Annotated in this window: 14 protein-coding genes; 5 read left to right on the forward strand and 9 right to left on the reverse strand. The window is 40.1% G+C overall.

What is annotated here, in order from left to right:
- Positions 1-12 precede the first annotated feature (12 nt).
- Complete coding sequence (locus Bovatus_RS18880; protein WP_004299830.1) at positions 13-4,392, reverse strand: hybrid sensor histidine kinase/response regulator transcription factor; 4,380 nt, start codon at positions 4,390-4,392, stop codon at positions 13-15.
- Positions 4,393-4,604: 212 nt separating this feature from the next.
- Here Bovatus_RS18880 and Bovatus_RS18885 point away from each other — a divergent pair, with 212 nt between their 5' ends.
- Positions 4,605-6,146 carry a glycoside hydrolase family 28 protein gene (locus Bovatus_RS18885; RefSeq protein WP_004299837.1) on the forward strand — a complete coding sequence of 514 codons (1,542 nt, stop codon included), beginning with the start codon at positions 4,605-4,607 and terminating at the stop codon, positions 6,144-6,146.
- Positions 6,147-6,257: 111 nt separating this feature from the next.
- Here the strand turns inward: Bovatus_RS18885 and Bovatus_RS18890 are convergent, their stop codons facing one another.
- The 8 genes from Bovatus_RS18890 to Bovatus_RS18925 form a co-directional block, all read right to left on the reverse strand.
- The gene (locus Bovatus_RS18890) at positions 6,258-7,913 is read right to left on the reverse strand and encodes an AMP-binding protein (protein ID WP_004299839.1); all 1,656 of its coding nucleotides are present in this window, start codon (positions 7,911-7,913) and stop codon (positions 6,258-6,260) included.
- 7 nt (positions 7,914-7,920) lie between these two features.
- Positions 7,921-8,475: a helix-turn-helix domain-containing protein gene (locus tag Bovatus_RS18895; protein WP_004299841.1), complete on the reverse strand. Its 555-nt coding sequence runs from the start codon at positions 8,473-8,475 to the stop codon at positions 7,921-7,923.
- A gap of 39 nt (positions 8,476-8,514) precedes the next feature.
- Positions 8,515-9,288 carry a pyrroline-5-carboxylate reductase gene (gene proC, locus Bovatus_RS18900; RefSeq protein WP_004299843.1) on the reverse strand — a complete coding sequence of 258 codons (774 nt, stop codon included), beginning with the start codon at positions 9,286-9,288 and terminating at the stop codon, positions 8,515-8,517.
- Positions 9,289-9,424: 136 nt separating this feature from the next.
- Positions 9,425-10,546, reverse strand: coding sequence for an aspartate aminotransferase family protein (locus Bovatus_RS18905; RefSeq protein ID WP_004299845.1), 1,122 nt, complete (start codon positions 10,544-10,546; stop codon positions 9,425-9,427).
- Between the two features lie 13 nt (positions 10,547-10,559).
- Positions 10,560-11,528: an N-acetyl-gamma-glutamyl-phosphate reductase gene (gene argC, locus Bovatus_RS18910; protein WP_004299847.1), complete on the reverse strand. Its 969-nt coding sequence runs from the start codon at positions 11,526-11,528 to the stop codon at positions 10,560-10,562.
- A complete protein-coding gene (locus Bovatus_RS18915) occupies positions 11,525-12,733 on the reverse strand; it encodes an argininosuccinate synthase (RefSeq protein WP_004299848.1) in 1,209 nt (402 codons plus the stop codon). Before Bovatus_RS18915 ends, argC begins: the two co-directional genes overlap by 4 nt.
- 13 nt (positions 12,734-12,746) lie before the next feature.
- Positions 12,747-13,325, reverse strand: coding sequence for a GNAT family N-acetyltransferase (locus tag Bovatus_RS18920; protein WP_004299851.1), 579 nt, complete (start codon positions 13,323-13,325; stop codon positions 12,747-12,749).
- Between the two features lie 27 nt (positions 13,326-13,352).
- Positions 13,353-13,826 carry an arginine repressor gene (locus Bovatus_RS18925; RefSeq protein WP_004299854.1) on the reverse strand — a complete coding sequence of 158 codons (474 nt, stop codon included), beginning with the start codon at positions 13,824-13,826 and terminating at the stop codon, positions 13,353-13,355.
- A 267-nt stretch (positions 13,827-14,093) separates the two neighbouring features.
- On the opposite strand from Bovatus_RS18925, the gene Bovatus_RS18930 reads away from it, so the two are divergent.
- From Bovatus_RS18930 to Bovatus_RS18945, 4 genes are all read left to right on the forward strand, one after another.
- A complete protein-coding gene (locus Bovatus_RS18930) occupies positions 14,094-14,666 on the forward strand; it encodes an RNA polymerase sigma-70 factor (RefSeq protein WP_004299858.1) in 573 nt (190 codons plus the stop codon).
- 122 nt (positions 14,667-14,788) lie between these two features.
- Positions 14,789-15,808 (forward strand): FecR family protein, encoded by a 1,020-nt coding sequence (locus Bovatus_RS18935; RefSeq protein WP_008776403.1) that lies wholly within the window; start codon positions 14,789-14,791, stop codon positions 15,806-15,808.
- Positions 15,809-15,958: 150 nt separating this feature from the next.
- On the forward strand, positions 15,959-19,534 hold the full coding sequence (locus Bovatus_RS18940) for a TonB-dependent receptor (RefSeq protein ID WP_004299861.1): 3,576 nt from the start codon (positions 15,959-15,961) through the stop codon (positions 19,532-19,534).
- Between the two features lie 23 nt (positions 19,535-19,557).
- Positions 19,558-21,309: a RagB/SusD family nutrient uptake outer membrane protein gene (locus tag Bovatus_RS18945; RefSeq protein ID WP_004299862.1), complete on the forward strand. Its 1,752-nt coding sequence runs from the start codon at positions 19,558-19,560 to the stop codon at positions 21,307-21,309.

Genomic DNA, 21,309 nt, shown 5'->3' on the forward strand with positions numbered 1-21,309 from the left:
AAGGGGAGGTGCTTATGAGGCATCTCCCTTTCTTTCTTTATATTCTGTAGGAGTGACTCCCATGATTTTTTTGAAGCGCCTGCTAAAGTACTTCGGGTCATTGAAACCGGTCATATAAGCAATTTGGGAGAAACTGTATTCACTTTTTTCAATTAGCTGGGCGGCTCGTTTGATGCGCATTTCACATACGAAATCTACCGGAGTCAGCCCAACAATGGATTTTAATTTTCGGTAGAATACCGTACGGCTTAACATTAGTTTGTTGGCGAAGTCGTCGATGGTGATATCTGTATTATCCATTTGTTCCTCCATAAACGCCATTACTTGTTGCATGAATTGTTCATCGTATGGAGTCACTTGAGGTTGTGAAGGCTCCCACCCATTTATATGATCCTCTTCTTGAGTATGCTCTGACAGTTTCGATAAATATAGATCTTGTAGCTGTTTACGCTGACGGAGCAGCGACAAGATTCTGGTTTTTAAGTATGTAGAGCTGAATGGTTTGGTAATGTAGTCATCGATACCTTGTTCCAGTCCTGCTATCCGATCATCTAAAGAAGATTTTGCTGATAGTAATATAATAGGAATATGGCAGGTGTCATGATCGGCTTTGATTGCTTTCACCATGTCTAATCCATCCATGACCGGCATCATAACATCACTGATTATCAGATCCGGAATGTACTGCTGTGCATATTTTAATCCTTCTTTTCCATTTGTTGCTTCGAGAACAGTGTAAGTCTCTGACAGGATATTCCATAGGAAATGACGTAATTCATTGTTGTCTTCGACAATAAGAATGGAAGTTTTTTCATCCTCTGCGTCGGTTTTATTTTCATTCTCTGCGTATGCTGCCTTGAAGGATGTACTATCCGAATCTTCTTCAGTAGCTTGTATCGTCGGTGAATTATTGTCACTGTCGGATAAAATAAATTCGGTTTGTTGATCGTCTGCAAATGCTTTTTCTTCCTTAGGAAGTGTGACAATGAATTCACTTCCACTTCCCGGCTCGCTTTTCACTTGGATATTTCCGTGATGTAATTCTATTAATTCGCGTACTAGTGAAAGCCCAATGCCGGATGAGGGCTGCAGGATATTGTATTGTGCCAGTGTTTCAAATCGATAAAATAGGGATTGTTGCTTTTCGGGAGCAATGCCAATGCCTTCATCAGATACGGAGATGGTGACTTGCTCCGAACCTGTTATCATATTTACCGTTACTTTCTTCCCGTTCGGTGTATATTTGAAGGCATTTGAAAGTAGATTGAAGAATATCTTTTCAAATTTGTCACGGTCTACCCATGCGTATATTTTGTCTGTATTAGTTTGAAGTTGGAAATCAATTCTCTTTTCTTTTGCTATAAGGTGGAAGCTTTCCATTATCTTCTGTAATTGGGAAACGAGTTCTGTCTTTTCTACCAACACTTTCATCTTCTTATTTTGGATTTTGCGGAAATCCAGTAGTTGATTAACCAGACGAAGCATACGTTCTGTGTTTTTATGTACCAAATTTAGATGTTCCCGAACTGTCGGAGAGATTGCTTCATGCGCTAGAATTTCTGATACAGGGCTGGATATTAAAGTTAAAGGAGTGCGTAATTCATGTGAAATATCAGTGAAGAAACGCAGTTTGATATTGGATAAATGTTGTTCCAGATCAACCTGATGCCGCAAACGGTAGATATAGAACAGGATGTATACAATGATAGTGGTGAATAAAACGAACATGACAATATAGAATAACCATGCCCAGTATGTTTCCCAAAAAGTGGGTAAAACATGAATGGGGAGAGTGCGTATATTATCGGTCCATACTCCGTCGCTATTGCTGGAACGGATTTGCAGTTGATATTCTCCGGCAGGTAAATTTATGTATGTTGCAGAGCGGTTATTACCGGCTTCGTTCCATTCTTCTTCCAGGCCTTGCAGGCGATAGGCGTATTCGATGGCATCGGGATTTACATAATCAATGGCTGCAAATTGAAAGGTGACATTACGTTCCGAAGGATTTAGTTCCAGTTCTTTTATGTCATCAAGCGCTACATGAAGTTGACTTCCTTGTATTTTGAGTCCGGTAAATACAATAGGAGGTACATAAGAACTTTTTTTCATTTGTTCTGTGTTGATTTCAAGTATCCCTTGATTGGTTCCGAGAACGATTTTCTTTTGACTGGTTAGTGTGGGAACTGCTTCAGTGAGATTCAGTTCTCTCTGAAAGTAATTACTTCCATAATTCTCAAATGTTCCTTGTTGTGGATTGAATTTGGATATGGAGTTTTCGGAGATTACCCATAATTGTTTTTGAGTATCTTCGAGCATTGAAAGTACCAAATCGGAAGCTAATCCGTCTTTGATTGTATAACTTTTGAATTGTATATCTTCCGTGAGCAGATTTTTAGAGATAACCTGGCTGATTCCTCCGGTGAATGTTATTACATAAGTGTTTTTTCGACTGTCAGTAAATATCTGCATGACATCATTACTGCTAAGGCTGGAATCTACATTAGGGATACGGTTGCTGTGATAGAACTTAATTTCTTCAGGCTGATCGAACTTATTGGAGAATGTAAGTAAACCATTGGTTGTGCCAATCAATAACACTCCGTTGGGGGCTTCTGCGATATGTCTTATTTTGAGTGAAGTAGAAACAGGATAGTTTTTCAGCCGGTTGCCGCTATGGATAAAGTTGGTAGAACCATCAGGTGCGTGTGATAATAGGTTGAGGCCACCTCCATAACATGCGATCCATATATTGTCATGACTATCCTGAATAATACTATAGACACTATTGTTGCTTAAACTGTATGTATCTTGTGGCTGATGGACGAATTGTTGTAAAAGATAGGAGTGCTCATTTTTCTTCTTTAGAAGGATGAGGCCGTCTTTTTTGGTTCCCATCCATATATTTCCTTGTTTATCTTCCATAAAACAGTACACACTTTTTCCGAAAGTAACCTCTTGAGGGGTGATTATGCCCTGTGGAGAAAGGTAGCCTTCTAATGTCCCATCCGGACGGTAAATTCTGACGTTTCCCTTTTTGGAAGCAACCCAGAGACGTTTCTGTTTGTCGGCAAGAAAAGCACGTATTTCCAATCCATTGTCTATGGGACGTATTCTGTATTTATTGGGATAGAAAGATATTTTGTCTACGCCCCGGTCATTGGTAATCCATACATTCTGTTGCCGGTCGGTATAATAATAGCGAATAGAGGGGGCAAATAGGGAAGCGGGATTATTTTCATCTGCAAAGTATAGTTTCAGTTGATTACTGTCGCGGTCATAATAGCACAAATGCCCTTTTTGAGGACTCATCCATAGTGTGCCTTCATGGTCTTCAAAGATCATGTACCGGTTGTCGCGTTCATATTGGATTAGGTTTTGTATAGGAGCTGTGAAGTGCTGCTTATCTCCTGTTTTCAGATTTAGCTTTATCACACCGGAGGTATTGGCAAAGATCCAGACTTCTCCGGTTTTGTCCTGATAAAAGAAATGAGCTTCATTGGATGGCTGGGTGGCTGTTTGTATATTAAAATGTTGGAATTTTTTCTTTTCTGTATCGTATGTTATAAATCCGTTGTCAGTTCCTAAGCCGATCTTGTCATTAGAAGGGGAAATGGAAGATATGGAATAGATATCTGTGACAGGACATGGTAACTCCTGGAATTTTATATTTCCGTTCTTGGGATCATATATTGCGATTTTTCCGGAAGTTGAGATAAGATATATTCTCTTATTATATTCTTTGACCATTTTGAACGGATAATCGCTGTTGATTCGTTTTTTCCCGATGATGGTTACTCCCTTATCTGTCATGATCCATTCGTCCCCGTCGGAATCTTCGTAAATGTCGAATATCTTGTTTCCTTTTAAATTTTGGTTGAAACTGCTGTATAAAATGATATCTTTTCCTTCTTTGCAGGTTTGCTCATTGATTCTGAAAGCATAACCTTGTTCGCAGGTGATCCATGTAATCCCTTTATTTAAGGTATAGATATTGCTGACTGTGTTGGTCTGTTGCAGGGATGATTCAATAGGAAGGAGTATGTCAATAAACTTCTCTGTCTGAATATCAAATAGATATGCACGGTTATCATAAGATTTGCACCATATATCTCCGTCTTTGCTTTCTGTAATATAAGAGAAACGGTTAGTCGTTAAAGTACAGCCGTCTCCCGGAAATGCTTTGTAATTTTTAAATGTGTATCCGTCGAATTTGTTCAGTCCATTCCAGGTGGCGAACCAAAGAAATCCTTTTTTGTCTTGCATTATATTCACTACTACTCCTTGCGAAAGGCCACTATTGACAGAGAAGTGTTTAATCTGGCAAAGAGGTTGAGCTGCTACAGTCAGACTGGTGTATAAGCATAAAAGGAAAACATAGAGTGTCTTCATGATATTATAAATTATGTGTAGAGCAAAAATAGATAAAACTGGATTAAAAAGGAAATATAAAACCGTGATTGAACATAAAATGCACGCTTTTGCATATTTAATCCACCTGTCTATCCTCTATCAAGCACAATTATTACCCTATAAGGAGAGAAGATACCTCGTACTTTTGTTTTGACAATTAGAACTGGTAAAATTTTAAATGAAAACTATAAATGAAACGTCTATTTATTTGTGTAGTGGGACTTGTTATAGCCGTAACCGCATGGTCTCGTACCTTTAATATGAAGGAGCTTGGAGCTGATCCCCGAGGTATTGAATCTTGTACGGAGTTAATAAACCAAACGATTGAAAAAGCATCTTCTGAAGGTGGAGGAACTATTTATTTCCCGGCAGGTGTTTATTTGACAGCCACTATCCACATGAAAAGTAATATAACTTTGTATGTGGAGTCCGGAGCTGTTCTTCGTTTTTCAGATCGTTTTGAAGATTATCTTCCTTTTGTGAAGATTCGTTGGGAAGGTACAGTGATGAATACTTTGTCTCCCCTGATTTATGCGCATGATGCGGAGAATTTGACTATAACCGGGCGTGGAACGTTGAACGGTAATGGATTCAAATGGTGGAGCTGGGAGAAAGAAACACGGGAGCTGATTAAAAAGAACGGAGGAAAATTGCCTGCTTTGAATAAACTACAACGAATGTGGGAAGAGGCTAATGAAGATCTGGAAATTTCGGATTATTATAAACCTTCTTTAGAGCGTCGTATGTTTCGGCCTCCTTTTATTCAGTTTTATGAATGTAACAATGTGTTGATAGAGAATGTGAAAATTGTCAATTCTCCTTTTTGGACCATAAATCCGGCTTTTTGTGATAATGTAACAGTGCATGGAGTGACGATATATAACCCTTCAAAAGACCCAAAAGGTCCCAATACGGATGGAATAAACCCTTCTTCTTGCCGGAATGTGCGTATTTCTGATTGTTTTATTAGTGTGGGGGATGATTGTATTACAATTAAATCGGGGCGTGATGCTGATGGACGGAAATATGGAAAGGCATGTGAAAATATAACGATAACTAATTGTGTTATGCTTTCCGGTCATGGAGGGGTAGTTATTGGTAGTGAAATGTCAGGCGGTGTAAGGAGAGTGACAATTTCTAATTGTGTTTTCGATGGTACGGATTCCGGTATTCGCTTGAAATCTTCTCGTGGGAGAGGAGGAGTTGTTGAAGAGCTTCGGGTAGATAATATCGTCATGAAGAATATTCAGCGGAATGCCTTCATCTTTGATTTGTTCTATGATAAAGAATCAAAAGTGGAACCTGTCAGTGAACGGACTCCTGTTTTCCGGAACATTCATTTGAGTAATATCACAGGTTCTGATATCAAGCAAATTGGTTATATTAAAGGGATTGAAGAAATGCCTGTACAAGGTTTGTCCTTTTCAAATATTAATATGAAGGCAGAGGTTGGATTTATAGTTGATATTGCTGAGGATATTCGTTTTGATAATGTGGATTTCTCTTCGCAGACTGGTTCACCGTGGCAATTCAGTAAGTGTAAGCAGATTGTTCTGAATAATGTTAGATCGAAGTATCCTGTAAACCAACAACCGATTGTTACTTTTGAAGATGTCGATAATGCTATTATTAATAATTGTTTTCAGATGACTCCTGTGAAGGATTTTTATAAAGCTAATAACAGTCATATTATTGAAGGACATAATTATTGGAAAAAAGAGAGTTTTAAATAAACAGGAACTATCATATTATTTCTGTTGAATTTTATTGTTGGGTAGATATGAGAAGAACGATATTACATCATCTGTAATATCGTTCTTCTATTGATTAGAGTTGTTTATAATTTACTTCTTATCGTTTTCGCGAATCTCCACCCGGCGGATCTTACCGCTGATTGTCTTAGGAAGCTCTTCTACAAACTCGATCACACGCGGATATTTATAAGGAGCAGTCACTTTCTTCACGTGGTTCTGCAATTCCTTAATCAGTTCTTCTCCGGCACGTGCTTTATAGTCTTTGGATAGAACAATCGTAGCTTTTACTACCTGACCGCGAATCTCGTCGGGTACTCCGGTAATGGCACATTCCACAACAGCCGGATGAGTCATCAACGCACTTTCCACTTCGAATGGGCCGATGCGGTAACCGGAACTCTTGATAACGTCGTCTGCACGACCGACAAACCACAGGTATCCGTCTTCATCTTTCCAGGCAACATCGCCGGTGTAATAAATACCATCGTGCCAAGCTTCATGAGTACGTTCCGCATCCCGGTAGTATTCTTTGAAAAGTCCGAGAGGTTTACCTTTGCTGGTGCGGATTACAATTTGTCCTTGTTCACCCGCTTCAACAGAGCGACCTTCATGGTTGATCAAGTCTACATCATATTGAGGATTCGGCAGCCCCATGCTTCCCGGTTTCGGTTCCATCCAAGGCATGGTGGCGATGGTGAGGGTTGTTTCTGTTTGTCCGAAACCTTCCATCAGTTTGATACCCGTCAGCTTCTTGAAAGTTTCAAATACGGCAGGGTTCAATGCCTCTCCGGCAATGGTGCAATATTTAAGTGAAGACAAGTCGTACTTTGTCAGGTCTTCGTGAATCAAGAACCGGAAGATGGTAGGAGGTGCACAGAGAGAGGTGACATGATATTCCTGGATTTTTTCCAGAATAGCTGCCGGGGTAAACTTCTCGTGGTCGTAGACGAAGATATTGGCTCCGGCAATCCACTGTCCGTAGAGTTTTCCCCATACTGCTTTTCCCCAGCCGGTATCGGCAATGGTGAGGTGAAGGCTATTTTCATCCAAGTTGTGCCAAAAACTACCGGTAACGATATGACCTAACGGATAAGTAAAGTCATGTGCCACCATCTTAGGTTCGCCGGTAGTGCCGGAAGTAAAATACATCAGAGAGATGTCATCATTAGTATTCGCATGGCGCGGACGTACAAACGGAGCAGCATTTTCGATACCCTGATGGAAATCTTCGAAGCCTTCCGGGATTTCCGGACCGACACTGACTAACTTTTCAACCGTGGGACATTCGGGAAGAGCCTCTTTGATATGTTGCAGGATGATTCCTTCGCCGGCAGCTACGATCATTTTGATGTCGGCAGCATTGCAGCGATAGATAATATCCTTCTTGGTCAGCAAGTGAGTAGCCGGAATGACAGTTGCTCCTAGTTTGTGAAGAGCGATGGTGCTATACCAGAACTCATAACGGCGTTTCAGAATCAGCATCACCATGTCGCCACGGCCGATACCCAGGCTCTGGAAGTAAGAAGCGGTCATGTCCGTAGATCGTTTCATGTCGGCAAATGAGAATTGGCGACTTTCGCCTTTGTCATTTGTCCAAAGTAAAGCGTTCTTGTCAGGTTGTTCGGCTGCCCAGGCATCTACTACGTCATAACCGAAGTTGAAGTTCTCCGGGACGTTTATTTTCAAATTCTTGTTGAAGTCCTCTTGTGAGCTGAAAGAGGTCTGTGATAAAAATCTTTCTACCATGATGTTGTTACATAATTACTGCCAGAAAACGTACCGTTTTGCCATCGAGCGCTTTCATGCCATGTGGAAGTTTAGAGTTAAAATAAATACTGTCTCCTTGATTGAGGATGATTTCTTTGCCTTCGATGTTGATAAGCATACGTCCTTCGATGACAAGGTTGAATTCCTGTCCATTATGTTTGTTATAATGGATCGGCTCGTCGATTGCTTTCGGTTCAACGGTAACGATGAACGGATCGGCGGTACGGTTCATGAATCCTGAAGCCAGTGACTGGTATTTATAAGCTTTGGTACGTTCAATGCTGATACCTTTGCCGGCACGAGTCACAAAGTAGCTGCTCATTTTAGGTTCTTCGCCAAACATCAGAGCGTCGAGGGCTACATTATACGTACGGGCTATTTTTTGTAACATGCTGACAGAGATGTCGTAATCTCCTGTTTCCGCAAGCCGGTATTCTTCAGCAGAAATGTCACTATCGCGGGCGATATCCTCTGCGGTCAGTTCCAATACATCACGTAATCCGCGGAGGCGTTCTGCTATCTGTTTAATTTGTTCATTCATACAAATGGTTAGTATTTTATGATTAATAATTCTATGGTGTTATTTGGAAGCTTTCATGGCTTTGATAATAGCAGAGGTGAAGCCGTTGTGTTCTAATTCATTGATACCCTTGATGGTGATTCCGCCCGGAGTGGTTACTTTGTCGATTTCTACGCTGGGGTGGGTGTCGTTGTTCTGAATCAGTGCGGCCGCTCCTTTTAAGGATTGGGCTATCATCTGCATGGCATCTTTAGGGCGGAGTCCCATTTCGATTCCGGCTTGCATGGCTGCCTGAATGTATTTCAGTACGTAAGCGATACCGCAGGATGCCAATGCGGTGGCTGCCGCTATTTTATCTTCGGGGATAAGCATCACTGTTCCCATCTCGCTAAATAACCGGAGGATGAAGTTGTCTTGTTCATCATTCGTGTTGCGCGCGGCAACAAGCGTCATGCTTTCCAGTTCGCTGATAGCGGTGTTCGGAATCAGACGGAACATGGGCATTTCCGGTGCTACGACATAATGAGCCAGTTCTTCAAAACTGATGCCGGCAGCTACGGAGATGAGTATCTGTTTGCTTTTTAATTTCAACTCGCGCATCACCGATTCCATAAACCACGGTTTGACGGCAAGGATGACAATGTCTGCTCCTGTGGCTGCTTCCAGATTATTGTTGGTGGTGGAGATACCCGGAAATTCTTTTTTCAGTTTCTCTAGTTTTCCGGCACTGGGATTGGATACAATGATATCCGAATCGTCTATCAGACTTCCTTTTGCCAGGCCACGGGCTATTGAACCGCCCATGTTTCCTGCACCGATAATGGCTATTTTCATATACGCTTGTTTTTAATGAGTTGTTACAGACAAAGGTAACAGTTAATTACGAAAAAACAAAAAGCAGCCAGAATAAGAAATAAATTTCTAATAAAGGCTGCTTTTATCGTTGGCTGTTTATTAATCAAATGAGCGGTTAGAGTACTTTTTTGAACCGGGCGAGGAACTCTTTCGCTTCCTCCATGCTGAGACAGAGAGGAGGTAACAGGCGAAGTACATTCGTGCCGCTTGCTCCGGTAAATACATGCTCGTCATAGATGAGACGGCTGCGTAGTTCCTTGATCGGTTCTTCAAATTCGAGGCCGATCATTAGTCCGCGTCCGCGCACTTCTTTGATTTGCGGGAATTTTTTCAGCTCTTCCAGTAAGTAATCACCTACTGCCTTAGCATTTTCTACCAGATTTTCCTGTTCAATGACATCCATCACAGCGAGAGCTGCCGAACATGCCAGGTGATTTCCTCCAAAAGTAGTTCCCAACTGGCCATATACCGGTTTAAACATCGGGCTGATTAAGACACCTGCCATTGGAAAGCCGTTACCGATTCCTTTGGCTACAGTGATGATATCCGGCTTAATGTCATTATATTGATGAGCGAAGAATTTACCGCTACGCCCGTATCCGCTCTGAATTTCATCGAGAATCAGGATCGTTCCTGTTTCGCTGCAAGCTTTGCGGAGTTCCTGCATAAATTCGGTGGTTGGTATCTTGATACCGCCTACACCTTGTATTCCTTCAATGATAACAGCGCATGTGTCTCCTTTAGACAATTCCTGTTTCATCGCTTCCACATCGTTGAGTGGGAGATAGGTGACATGACCGTTATTGTTGATAGGAGCGATAATAGAAGGATTGTGAGTCGCTTCTACTGCAAGAGACGTCCGTCCGTGGAATGCTTTATTGAAAGATACAATCTTAGTACGTCCGTTGTGGAAAGAAGCAAGTTTCAGAGCATTCTCGTTTGCTTCGGCACCACTGTTAATCAGAAACAGGCTGTAGTCTTCGTAACCGGAAATCTTTCCTAGTCGTTCGGCTACCTCTTGTTGGAGCTTATTGATAACGGAGTTTGAGTAGAAACCAAGTTTAGCCACCTGATTACTGATCATCGCTACATAGTGGGGATGTGCATGTCCGATGGAGATAACGGCATGGCCTCCGTAGAGGTCCAGATATTCCGTTCCGTTTTTATCCCATACTTTACAGCCATCACCTTTGACAATGTTGATATTGTATAAAGGATATACGTCGAATAAATTCATAATTCTTCTGTTTTTAAAAAGCTGAAGGCTTCAAACGTAGTCCTACGGTTTCTTCCAGATTGAACATCAGGTTCATATTATGAACGGCTTGTCCACTGGCGCCTTTCAGCAAATTGTCGATACAAGAGATAATCAATAGCTTATCACCATGTTTTTCCAGATGTATCAGGCACTTATTAGTATTAACGACTTGTTTCAAGTCAATATTCTTGTCTACGATGTGTACAAAGGAGTCTTTTGCATAATATTCCTCATACATACGAACGATTTCTTCCAGCGCTACTTTGGTCTTGACTACCAGCGTCGCGAAGATACCACGAGCGAAATCTCCACGGTACGGAATAAAGTCGATGTCCGAATCGAAGCTGTTTTGCAACTGTTTCAGCGATTGCTTGATTTCCGGAACGTGTTGGTGGTCGAATGCTTTGTACACACTCATATTGTTGTTTCTCCAACTGAAATGACTGGTAGCACCCGGTTTCACCCCGGCTCCCGTACTTCCTGTAATAGCATTTACCATTACATCATCAGTCAGCATCAGATTCTTGGCAAGCGGAAGCAAACCAAGCTGGATGCAGGTTGCAAAACAGCCGGGGTTGGCTACGTGCTTCGCCGTACAAGTGGCACGACGGTTCAGTTCCGGCAGACCGTAGATAAAGTCGTGGTCGTCACTTTTGATACGGTAGTCCATGGAGAGGTCGATAATCTTCAGGTTTTCCGGTATGTTGTGACTTTCCATGAATTTCTTTGTATCTCCGTGGGCGGTACAGAAGAAAAGAACGTCGATTTCGTCCAGAGGTAACTGGTCGGTGAACGTTAAATCCGTTTCGCCATACAGGCCTTCGTGAACGTCGGTAATTCTGTTTCCGGCATTACTGCTGCTGTTGATAAATACGATTTCAGTTTCCGGATGGTTGAGCAGCAGACGGATTAACTCGCCTGCAGTATATCCTGCGCCACCAATGATTCCTGCTTTAATCATATCTCTTCGTCTTTGTGGTTATTATAGTAAACACGTAGCGGAGTAGAAGTCACTTTGATAAAGCCTTTTGCGTCTTCGGCTGTCCAGCCTTTCTGCATTTCACCGTATTCTCCGAATTTAGTCTTCACCAGATCATCTTCCGATTCTACACCTACGGTAGAGAAGGAAAGAGGGCGAAGCTCGAGGATAGCTGTACCGTTTACGTTGCGCTGGCTTTCCTGCAACATGGCTTCGATGTCACGCATCACCGGCTCCAGGTATTGACTTTCGTGGAGGAACATACCGTACCAGTTAGCTACTTGATCCTTCCAATATTGTTGCCATTTGCTTAATGTATATTTCTCAAGGAAACGGTGAGCGCCGATAATCAACATCGGGGCGGCTGCTTCGAATCCTACACGGCCTTTGATACCGATAATTGTATCGCCTACGTGCATATCACGGCCGATACCGTATGCTGCGCCAATCTCTTCCACTTTCTGGATGGCTTTGATCGGGTCGTCAAACTTCTCGTCGTTGACAGCTTTCAGTTCCCCTTTTTCGAAAGTCAGGCGGAGCTGTTCGCTACCTTCTTTTTCAACGTGCTTGAGGTAAGCTGTTTCCGGGAGTCCTTGCGCGGAGTCGAGGATTTCGCCACCACAGATAGAAGTACCCCATAAGCCTACGTTATAAGAGTATTTCAGTTTGGTGAAGTCTGCACTGAAACCATGCTTGTTCAGATAGTCGATTTCTTCCTGACGGCTCAATGCCATATCACGGGTTAATGTGATGATTTCCACATTGGGAGCCAGTACGAGGAAAGTCATATCGAAACGAATCTGGTCGTTACCTGCGCCGGTAGAACCATGTGCAATGGCGTCTGCACCAATTTCGTTAGCATAGCGTGCGATAGCCAATGCCTGGAAAATACGTTCGGAACTAACCGAAATAGGATAAGTACCATTACGCAGCACATTTCCGAAAACCATGTATTTCAGGCTCTTTTCGTAGTATTCCTGGGTAACGTCTATTGTTACATATTTCGTAGCTCCCAGTTTATAAGCATTTTCTTCGTTTGTTTTCAGTTGTTCTTCACTGAAACCACCCGTATTGGCACAAGCTGCATATACTTCGTAACCTTTTTCTTTGGCGAGGTACATGACGGTGAACGATGTGTCCAGTCCGCCGCTGAATGCCACCACTACTTTTTTCTTCTTTTCTTCCATAGTGCTGTATCTTTTAAATGTTATTTCTTTCTTGTTCTTTTTTGATGTTCCGCGGCTCTGTCGGATCGTATAGCATGGCTGTACAGATGCAGAACTTGCGGTTTTTCGCTACCAGGATATCATGGTTGATACATCCTTCGCATCCTTTCCAGAAAGCTTCGTCGTCTGTCAGTTCGTTGAAGGTGACAGGCACATAACCCAGTTCGGTATTCATCTTCATGACGGCTGCACCAGAGGTCAGACTGAATATTTTAGCTTTCGGCCATCGGAGACGTGCCAGTTGGAAAGAAGCTTGTTTGATACGTTTGGCCAGTCCTAATCCACGGAAATCGGGATGAACGATCAGACCGGAAGTAGCCACGTATTGTTTGTTTCCCCATGATTCTATATAGGTGAATCCGGCGAAAGTGTCACCACAAAGAGCAATAATCGCCTTACCTTCTTTCATCTTTGTCGCTACGTATTCGTGTGTGCGTTCCGCAATTCCTGTTCCTCGTACGGCGGCAGCATTTCTGATAGTTTCCAAAATAGTGTCAACGTAAACCTCATGTGAGGCGTCGGCTACCATAACATCTATTTGTTGAGTGTCCATTTCTTTATTATATAATAATAGGTATAATTATTCGATATTGGGAATGATGAGTGACAAAAGCTGACGTATTTTACTGGTTGCAACTCCTTCACGCAACACCAACATGATCGTATCGTCACCGGCAATGGTTCCCAGAATTTCACTGAATTCATTGTTGTCGATGTCATAAGCCATGCTGCTGGCATAACCGGGACGGGTGCGGATAACGGCGATGTTACCGGAAAACTGCAAAGAGATAAATCCGTTGTTGCGTAACATTTCACCGGCACTCTGGTCGGTAGAACGTTTATACATAATGTTGTTCGGCAGTACATATACGTACTTTCCATTCATACTGGCAGCCTTGGCTACTTTCAATTGTTTCAAGTCGCGGGAAAGGGTGGCCTGTGTCAGTTCGAAGCCTTCGCGGTTCAGCTCTTGCAGCAGTTCTTCCTGCGAACCGACCTCCTTGCTTGAGATAATCATTTTGATGGCGTCTAACCGATTTGCTTTCTTCTTCATTGTATAATTATTCTAAGAATGGCGCAAAAGTATGCATTATTTTGGAGAAAAGATGCATAAAACCAAAGTTTTTTTGCATAAAAGTGAAAATACTTTAGAAAGGGATAGTGATATAATCAGGATATATGTGGGTATATGTAACAAAGTTGTTTCTTTATTGCTTCATTTTGTGCTGACTTTTTTTATTGTCTATTAAAAAAGATGCAATTGTTTGTTTAGGGATTTTTAAATATATAAATTTGTAAAGTGAATAAGGAGACAAATCGTATGATAGATGAAGATATTGAGCTTTATTCTCTTTTTAGAAAAGGAGATAGAAAGGCTTTTGATACTTTATTTTTGAAGTATTATTCCATACTATGTGCCTTCGGGAAGTACTATATTCCTATAGAAGATGCTGAAGAAGTTGTTTTGGATATCATGACATGGCTATGGGAAAACAGAGAATTCCAGATCATAGAAACTTCTTTGCGAAGTTATTTGTTTATGGCGGTCAGAAACAGATGCTTGGATTTAATAAGTAAGAATCAGACAAAAAGACGTTGTTATGAGCATATGTTTGCTAAAGAAATGCAGACAAGTTTTGAAGATCCTGATTTTTATGTAGTGGAGGAATTGATGGCGAAAATAGAAAAGGCCGTGATGCGATTGCCGGACTCCTATCGTATAACTTTTGAGATGAGCCGTTATCAAGATAAAACATATAAAGAGATTGCGAAAGAATTAAACGTTTCCATAAAATTAGTGGAGTATCGTATCCAGCAAGCATTGAGACTTTTACGTGTAGAACTAAAAGACTATTTACCGTTGATTACAATCATATTCCCTTATTTTCTCTAAGGATAGCCGATTCGTTTTTGAGTCTTAAAATAAAAATGCAGCTTTTAATTAAAAAAGTTGCATTTTTGTTTAGGGGCTAATTGAAGTATTCCGTCTTCTTAATAAAATGAACATAAAAGATGATGGAATTACATGAAAATATAGATGAGGCTCTTTTACTCCTTTATTTTTCCGGTACACTAGGAGAGAAAGAAAAAGAAGAGGTAGAAAATTGGATTTCCCTCTCTGAAGAGAACAGAAAAATAGCTAAACAGATTTGTTACATACACCACGTAACAGATATAATAGATACCGTGAAGCAGATAGATCCTAAACAGGCATTGGTGAAGCTGGATAAGAGATTGTCAAAAAGGAAGAAAATAAACTGGTGGGAATGGGGGATAAGAGCAGCAGCTGTGTTATTTATTCCTTTATTCTTATCTTTCTTCTATTTTGTATTTAATCAAGATAAAAATTATGATCGTTATGTCGAAATTCGGTCTAATCCGGGGATGATGACAAAAGTGGAGTTACCGGATGGTACTTGGGTATGGCTGAATTCTGCTTCTTATCTAAAATATCCAGTGTCTTTTGAAGGAGAATATCGAAAGGTTGAATTGCTCGGAGAAGCTTATTTTTCAGTACAAAAGGATAATGGACGGAAATTCTTAGTCGATGTAGGAAAGGGGATTGAATTAGAGGTTTTAGGTACTGAATTTAACGTGGATGCTTATCCGGATGATAAGTTTGTAGCTGCTACTTTGGTGACAGGTAGAGTAAAATTCCATTGTCAGCAGAAAGGCAGGGAGGTTACTTATAGTATGCAACCCGGACAGAAGGTGATTTATAATTTATTGGATGAGAAACTTTTGTGTACAACTACTTTTGTTGAATCTGATATTGCTTGGAAAAGTGGAAGGATCATTTATCGAGATACTCCTCTTGAAGATGCTTTAAGAACTTTGAGCAAGCGTTTTGACGTAGAGTTCCGTATTGTTAATCCATTATTAAAGAAATATTGCTTTACAGGTACTTTTATTAATCAACGTCTGGATAAGATCTTGGAACACTTCAAAATAGCTTCAGGGGTGAGATACAGATATCTTGAATCGGCATTGGACAACGGTGTTGTGAAAGAGAAAACAATAATAGAAATTTATTAAACAAAAAAGAACTATGAAAACACTCCCTCCTTAAACAAAAAATATGGGAAAAATATAGCACTATTCTTCCCATATAAAAAATCATTTAGCCTTACTTGTTTGCCGACAAGTGTAGTTAACTTTATTTTTAATTTAAATCACAACAAATTTATGCAAAAACATTGTAGTATCCAAATTCTTGGGATTAAAAGGCTACTGAAAGCAACTTTAAAAGGAATTCCATTGCCTATGAGATTATTAATTATTATGCTATGTGTTTCGATAGGATGCATTCGTGCGACAAATACTTATGCGCAAAATGCGATCCTTGACTTGAAAGTCAATAATCAAACGATTGAAACCGTCTTGAAAATAATAGAATCGCGGACTGACTTTGTATTCTTCTTTAACAGTCAGCAGGTTAATGTACATAAACGTGTCTCTATTAATGTCAATAAACAGAATATTTTTAAAATTCTAGATGAGGTTTTTAAGGGAAGTGACGTTGTTTATTCAGTGCTTGATAAAAGCATAATTTTGTCTAGTAAAAGATTTGCGCCTGATGGAAATTTGAAGAAGATTACAGGTAAGGTCGTTGATACGAACGGTGAACCGTTGATTGGTGTTACAATTGCTCTGAAAGGAAGCAATAGAGGAACGGTGAGTGATGTAAACGGAAATTTTTCTTTAAACGGAGAAGAAGGAAAGCTTAATGTGTTGAATATCTCATATATTGGTTATAAAGACCAACAGGTAAAAGTTGAGGATGGTAAAACTTTGATTATTACATTGGAAGAGGATACCAAGGTTTTGGAAGAAGTAGTTGTTGTGGGATATGGTACACAGAAAAAAATCAATTTGACGGGTGCTGTTGCTGTGGTTGACGATAAACAAGTAATCGGACGTTCGGCCGATAATTTGTCTAAACTACTTCAAGGAGCTGTTCCTAATATGAATGTTACTGTTTCTAACGGTCGTCCGGGACAGGGTGGTAGCATAAATATTCGTGGTATCAATTCTATCAGTAGTAGTGCCACGCCTTTGATATTAGTTGATGGTGTAGAAGGTACTATCGATGCAGTGAATCCCAATGATGTGGAGTCTATTAGTGTATTGAAAGATGCTTCTTCTGCTGCTGTATATGGGGCTCGTGCAGCTTATGGAGTAATTTTGGTTACAACAAAATCTGGTAATGATGATAAAACACGTGTTTCTTATAACGGACGTTATAGCTTTGGCTCACCTACAGTTTCCAGAGATTTTGAGACTCGCGGTTATTATTCGGCGGCTATCAATGATATGTTTTATTCTACCTATCAAGGTTCTAACTATACGAATTATAATGATGAAGATTATTATGAAATGTGGATCCGGCGTAATGATAAAACGGAAAATCCGGAACGACCGTGGGTGGTTATCAAAGATGGTGAATATAAATATTATGGTAACTTTGATTGGTATAACTACTTCATGGATGAGTCTCGTCCTACATGGGAACACAATATTAGTGTCAGTGGTGGCAATAAGAAAGTGCACTATTTCCTTTCCGGTGCTTATTATGATCAGAAAGGAGTTATTCGGAAAAATATGGATAGTTTCACTAAATACAATTTCCGTTCCAAGGTAAGTATTGAGATTGCTCCATGGTTGAAGATAAGTAATAATACGTCATACAAAAAGGATTCTTATCCATTTCCGGGGCCAGGTGCTATTAACAATCTTTTTGATGCGATAAGTAAGCATGCCTTAGCTTCTATTGTTCCAATCAATCCGGATGGTACATATATGGGGAATGCAACAGTTATTACAGGAGGATATCGCCCTGCTAATGATCTTAGTGCAATTCTTGAATACGGTAAACACAAGAATGAGGATACTAATTACTTTTTTAATACCACCTTTGAGGCGGTAATGACACCTGTTAAGAATGTAACGGTGACGGCTAATTATTCGTTTGCTCAACATGAATATACGGCAATGAATCGTAGTGCTAATTATCCATATTCACGTGTACCCGGAGAAGTTCTTTGGAAAACAGATGGTTATGGCCTTAATACTCTTTATGAACGTTCTAATCATGATTGGTTTCATTCATACAATATTTATGGAAATTATACAAATACATTTGCCGATGTGCACCATGTAAGTGCAACTGCCGGTGTCAATTATGAAACTAAATTTTTTAAAGACATCAAAATACAACGTAATGATTTATTGTCCGAAGATTTAACTGATTTTAATTTAGCTAATGGTGATGAAATGAGTATTGCGGGTGGTAAAAATAGATATGCTCTTTTCGGTCTTTTTTATCGTTTGAATTATGACTATAAAAATAGATATTTATTTGAATTTAGCGGACGCTATGATGGTAGTTCACGGTTTGCCCGGGGACATCGCTATGGCTTTTTTCCTTCAGTTTCTGCCGGGTGGAGAATTAATGAAGAAAAGTTCTTTGCACCATTACGTAAACAAATTAGTAATTTGAAATTACGCTTTTCTTTGGGAGCATTAGGAAACCAACAAGTCGGATATTATGACTATTTGCAGACTATATCTTCTGGTGGTACAATTTCTTATGCTTTTGGTGATAAAAATAAAGCGTCAGGTGCTAGTATCTCTGCTCCGAATGCTTCTGATTTCACTTGGGAAACGGTTGTTACAAAAAATATCGGTTTGGATCTCGGACTATTGAATAATCGTTTGAATATGACGGCTGATATATATGTACGTGATACGAAAGATATGTTGATGGCTTCCAAGGATCTTCCGAATGTATATGGTGCTTCTTCTCCAAAAACAAATGCTGCTAACTTACGTACGAAAGGTTGGGAAGCATCGATTAGTTGGAATGATTCTTTTAATCTAAAGGGAAAAGCGTTCCATTATTCTGTCGTACTAGGCTTGGCTGATAATACGACTAAAGTGACAAAGTATAACAATGATAACAAAACATTGGGCACTCCATATGAAGGACAACAACTGGGAGAGATTTGGGGATATGTTGTTGATGGTCTCTTCAAAACTGATGAAGAAGCTGAAAACTATCCGGTAAATCAGAGTTACGTAAATAATATATTGAATATTTCTGTAAAATCTCAAGGTCTCCATGCGGGGGATGTGAAATATGTGGACTTGGATGGCGATAATATTATTTCTCCTACTTTATCGGCAAACGATGTGAAGGATCAGAAAGTGATTGGAAATTCTTTACCAAGATATACATATTCTGTCAGATTAGCTGCAGATTGGAATGGAATTGATTTTTCTGCTTTGTTGCAAGGCGTCGGTCGCCAACATTGGTATCCCAATGGTGAAACTAGTCTGTTCTGGGGTCCCTATGCCCGTCCTTATTGTACTTTTATTCCGAAGGATTTCTTGACAGATGTTTGGTCAGAAGATAATCCGGATGCTTATTTCCCACGTCCGAGAGGCTATGTGGCATTGGATGTTAATCCACGTGAGTTGTCTAAACCTAATACTCGCTATTTGCAAAATGTGGCTTATTGCCGTCTTAAAAATGTAACAGTCGGTTACTCTTTGCCACGTACTTGGCTAAAGGCTTTGCATATGGAACGTGTCAGGGTTTATTTTAGTGGAGAGAATCTTTTTACATTCAGCCCTTTACATAGTAATTATATTGATCCGGAACATGCTGGGGCTTCTACGAGCTGGAAAAGTGGTCATACGAACGTGACTTCTTATCCAATGAGTAAGACCTATTCATTTGGAATTGATGTGACTTTTTAATGGAAAATAAAAACTAGGATAATATGAGTAGTATAAAATATAAAATATGGATGCTCTTGCCTCTGATGGCAATGATTTCTTGTGAAAGTATTTTGGATAAATTTCCGGAAGATAAAATTACACCGGAAACATTCTTTACAACAGAAAACGAGTTAGAATTGTATTCAAACAATTTCTATGTCGCTTGTATTTCGGGTACAGGAGTGTTTAAAGATTACGGTGATGTAATTATTCAGCCTATCTTGGAAAAAGCGATTAGCGGGCAACGCACTATACCTGAAACAGATTCTAATTTCGATGGTTGGGGTTGGGGAGCCCTTCGTGATATTAATTTCTGCCTGGAGAACATTTATCGTTGCCAGAATGAGGAAGTACGGAATCATTATGAAGGTTTGGCACGTTTTTTTAGAGCTTATTTTTATTTTGTAAAGGTGAGGCGTTTTGGAGATGTGCCATGGTATGATTATGTGATTGGAAGTGCTGATACGGAAGCTTTGAGTAAACCTAGAGATTCTCGTGAGTTTGTAATGGGGAAAGTATTGGAGGACATTGATTTCGCGATTGATAATTTGAGAAAACAAAAAGATGTATACCGGGTGACTCGTTGGACTGCTTTGGCTTTAAAATCCAGAATTTGTTTGTTTGAAGGTACATTTCGAAAGTATCATGGTTTGAATGATTGGGAAAAGTATCTTCGTGAATGTGCATCCGCATCGGATATCTTTATCAATGAGAGTGGTTATACAGTTTATACGGCAGGTTCTACCCCTTATTTCAATTTATTTGGCTCTTTGAATGCTGAACCCACGGAAATAATCCTGGCGAAAGATTACAATGCAGCTTTGGGATTGACTAATATTGTACAGGCATTTTGCAATTCTCCTGGTGAGGCAAATTCAGGTGTGACAAAGCGTTTTGTTAATTCTTATCTGATGAAAGATGGTTCTCGTTTTACAGATAAGAGTAATTATGAGACTATTGGATTTGTGGAAGAGATGAAAAACCGTGATCCGCGTCTGACACAAACGATTCGTGCAGCAGGATATGTACGTGATGACGGGAAAAAATATCTGCCAAACTTTAAGTTGGCAAAATTAGGGTATCATCTGAAGAAGTACGATTGTGGAGTTAAATATGATATGTCTTCTGAATCTGATTTGCCATTGTTTCGTACAGCCGAAGTTTATTTGAATTGTGCGGAAGCAAAAGCAGAATTGGGGACATTGACTCAGGATGATTTGAATAAAACAATTAATAAGCTAAGGGCTCGTGTAAATATGCCGAATTTATTAATGGCAACAGCAAATGCTAATCCGGACCCTTATTTGAAGGAGTGGTATCCGCACGTGGAAAGTGACGATAATCAGGGGATTATCCTTGAAATTAGACGTGAACGCGCTATAGAACTGGTAATGGAAGGCTTTAGATATTATGATATCATGCGTTGGAAGGAAGGTAAAATATTTGAAAAACCATTTCTTGGTATTTATTTTCCCGGTCCGGGTGAATATGATTTGGACGGTGATGGAACGAATGATGTTTATCTGTATTTGAGTACTGATAAAGGAAACTCTTCTTGTGTAGATCAGTTTGAGATAGGTGGTGAACTTAGCTTGGATCATGAGACAAGTGGTAATTTGATTATTCATCAAAGTATCAAAAGAGTATGGAATGAGGACAAGGATTACTTGTACCCGATACCAACAAAGGATCGTGTTTTAACAAATGGAGCATTAACGCAGAACCCGGGTTGGAATGATGGACTTATTTTTTAA

Source organism: Bacteroides ovatus (assembly GCF_001314995.1).
GTDB lineage: Bacteria > Bacteroidota > Bacteroidia > Bacteroidales > Bacteroidaceae > Bacteroides > Bacteroides ovatus.

Excerpts from the sequence above, each read along its gene's own strand:
- proC (WP_004299843.1), bottom strand. The coding sequence starts at position 9,288 with ATGAAAATAGCCATTATCGGTGCAGGAAACATGGGCGGTTCAATAGCC.
- Bovatus_RS18905 (WP_004299845.1), bottom strand. The coding sequence starts at position 10,546 with ATGAATTTATTCGACGTATATCCTTTATACAATATCAACATTGTCAAA.
- Bovatus_RS18885 (WP_004299837.1), top strand. The coding sequence starts at position 4,605 with ATGAAACGTCTATTTATTTGTGTAGTGGGACTTGTTATAGCCGTAACC.
- Bovatus_RS18920 (WP_004299851.1), bottom strand. The coding sequence starts at position 13,325 with ATGGACACTCAACAAATAGATGTTATGGTAGCCGACGCCTCACATGAG.
- Bovatus_RS18915 (WP_004299848.1), bottom strand. The coding sequence starts at position 12,733 with ATGGAAGAAAAGAAGAAAAAAGTAGTGGTGGCATTCAGCGGCGGACTG.
- Bovatus_RS18895 (WP_004299841.1), bottom strand. The coding sequence starts at position 8,475 with ATGAATGAACAAATTAAACAGATAGCAGAACGCCTCCGCGGATTACGT.
- Bovatus_RS18890 (WP_004299839.1), bottom strand. The coding sequence starts at position 7,913 with ATGGTAGAAAGATTTTTATCACAGACCTCTTTCAGCTCACAAGAGGAC.
- Bovatus_RS18945 (WP_004299862.1), top strand. The coding sequence starts at position 19,558 with ATGAGTAGTATAAAATATAAAATATGGATGCTCTTGCCTCTGATGGCA.
- Bovatus_RS18940 (WP_004299861.1), top strand. The coding sequence starts at position 15,959 with ATGCAAAAACATTGTAGTATCCAAATTCTTGGGATTAAAAGGCTACTG.
- Bovatus_RS18880 (WP_004299830.1), bottom strand. The coding sequence starts at position 4,392 with ATGAAGACACTCTATGTTTTCCTTTTATGCTTATACACCAGTCTGACT.
- Bovatus_RS18935 (WP_008776403.1), top strand. The coding sequence starts at position 14,789 with ATGGAATTACATGAAAATATAGATGAGGCTCTTTTACTCCTTTATTTT.
- argC (WP_004299847.1), bottom strand. The coding sequence starts at position 11,528 with ATGATTAAAGCAGGAATCATTGGTGGCGCAGGATATACTGCAGGCGAG.
- Bovatus_RS18925 (WP_004299854.1), bottom strand. The coding sequence starts at position 13,826 with ATGAAGAAGAAAGCAAATCGGTTAGACGCCATCAAAATGATTATCTCA.
- Bovatus_RS18930 (WP_004299858.1), top strand. The coding sequence starts at position 14,094 with ATGATAGATGAAGATATTGAGCTTTATTCTCTTTTTAGAAAAGGAGAT.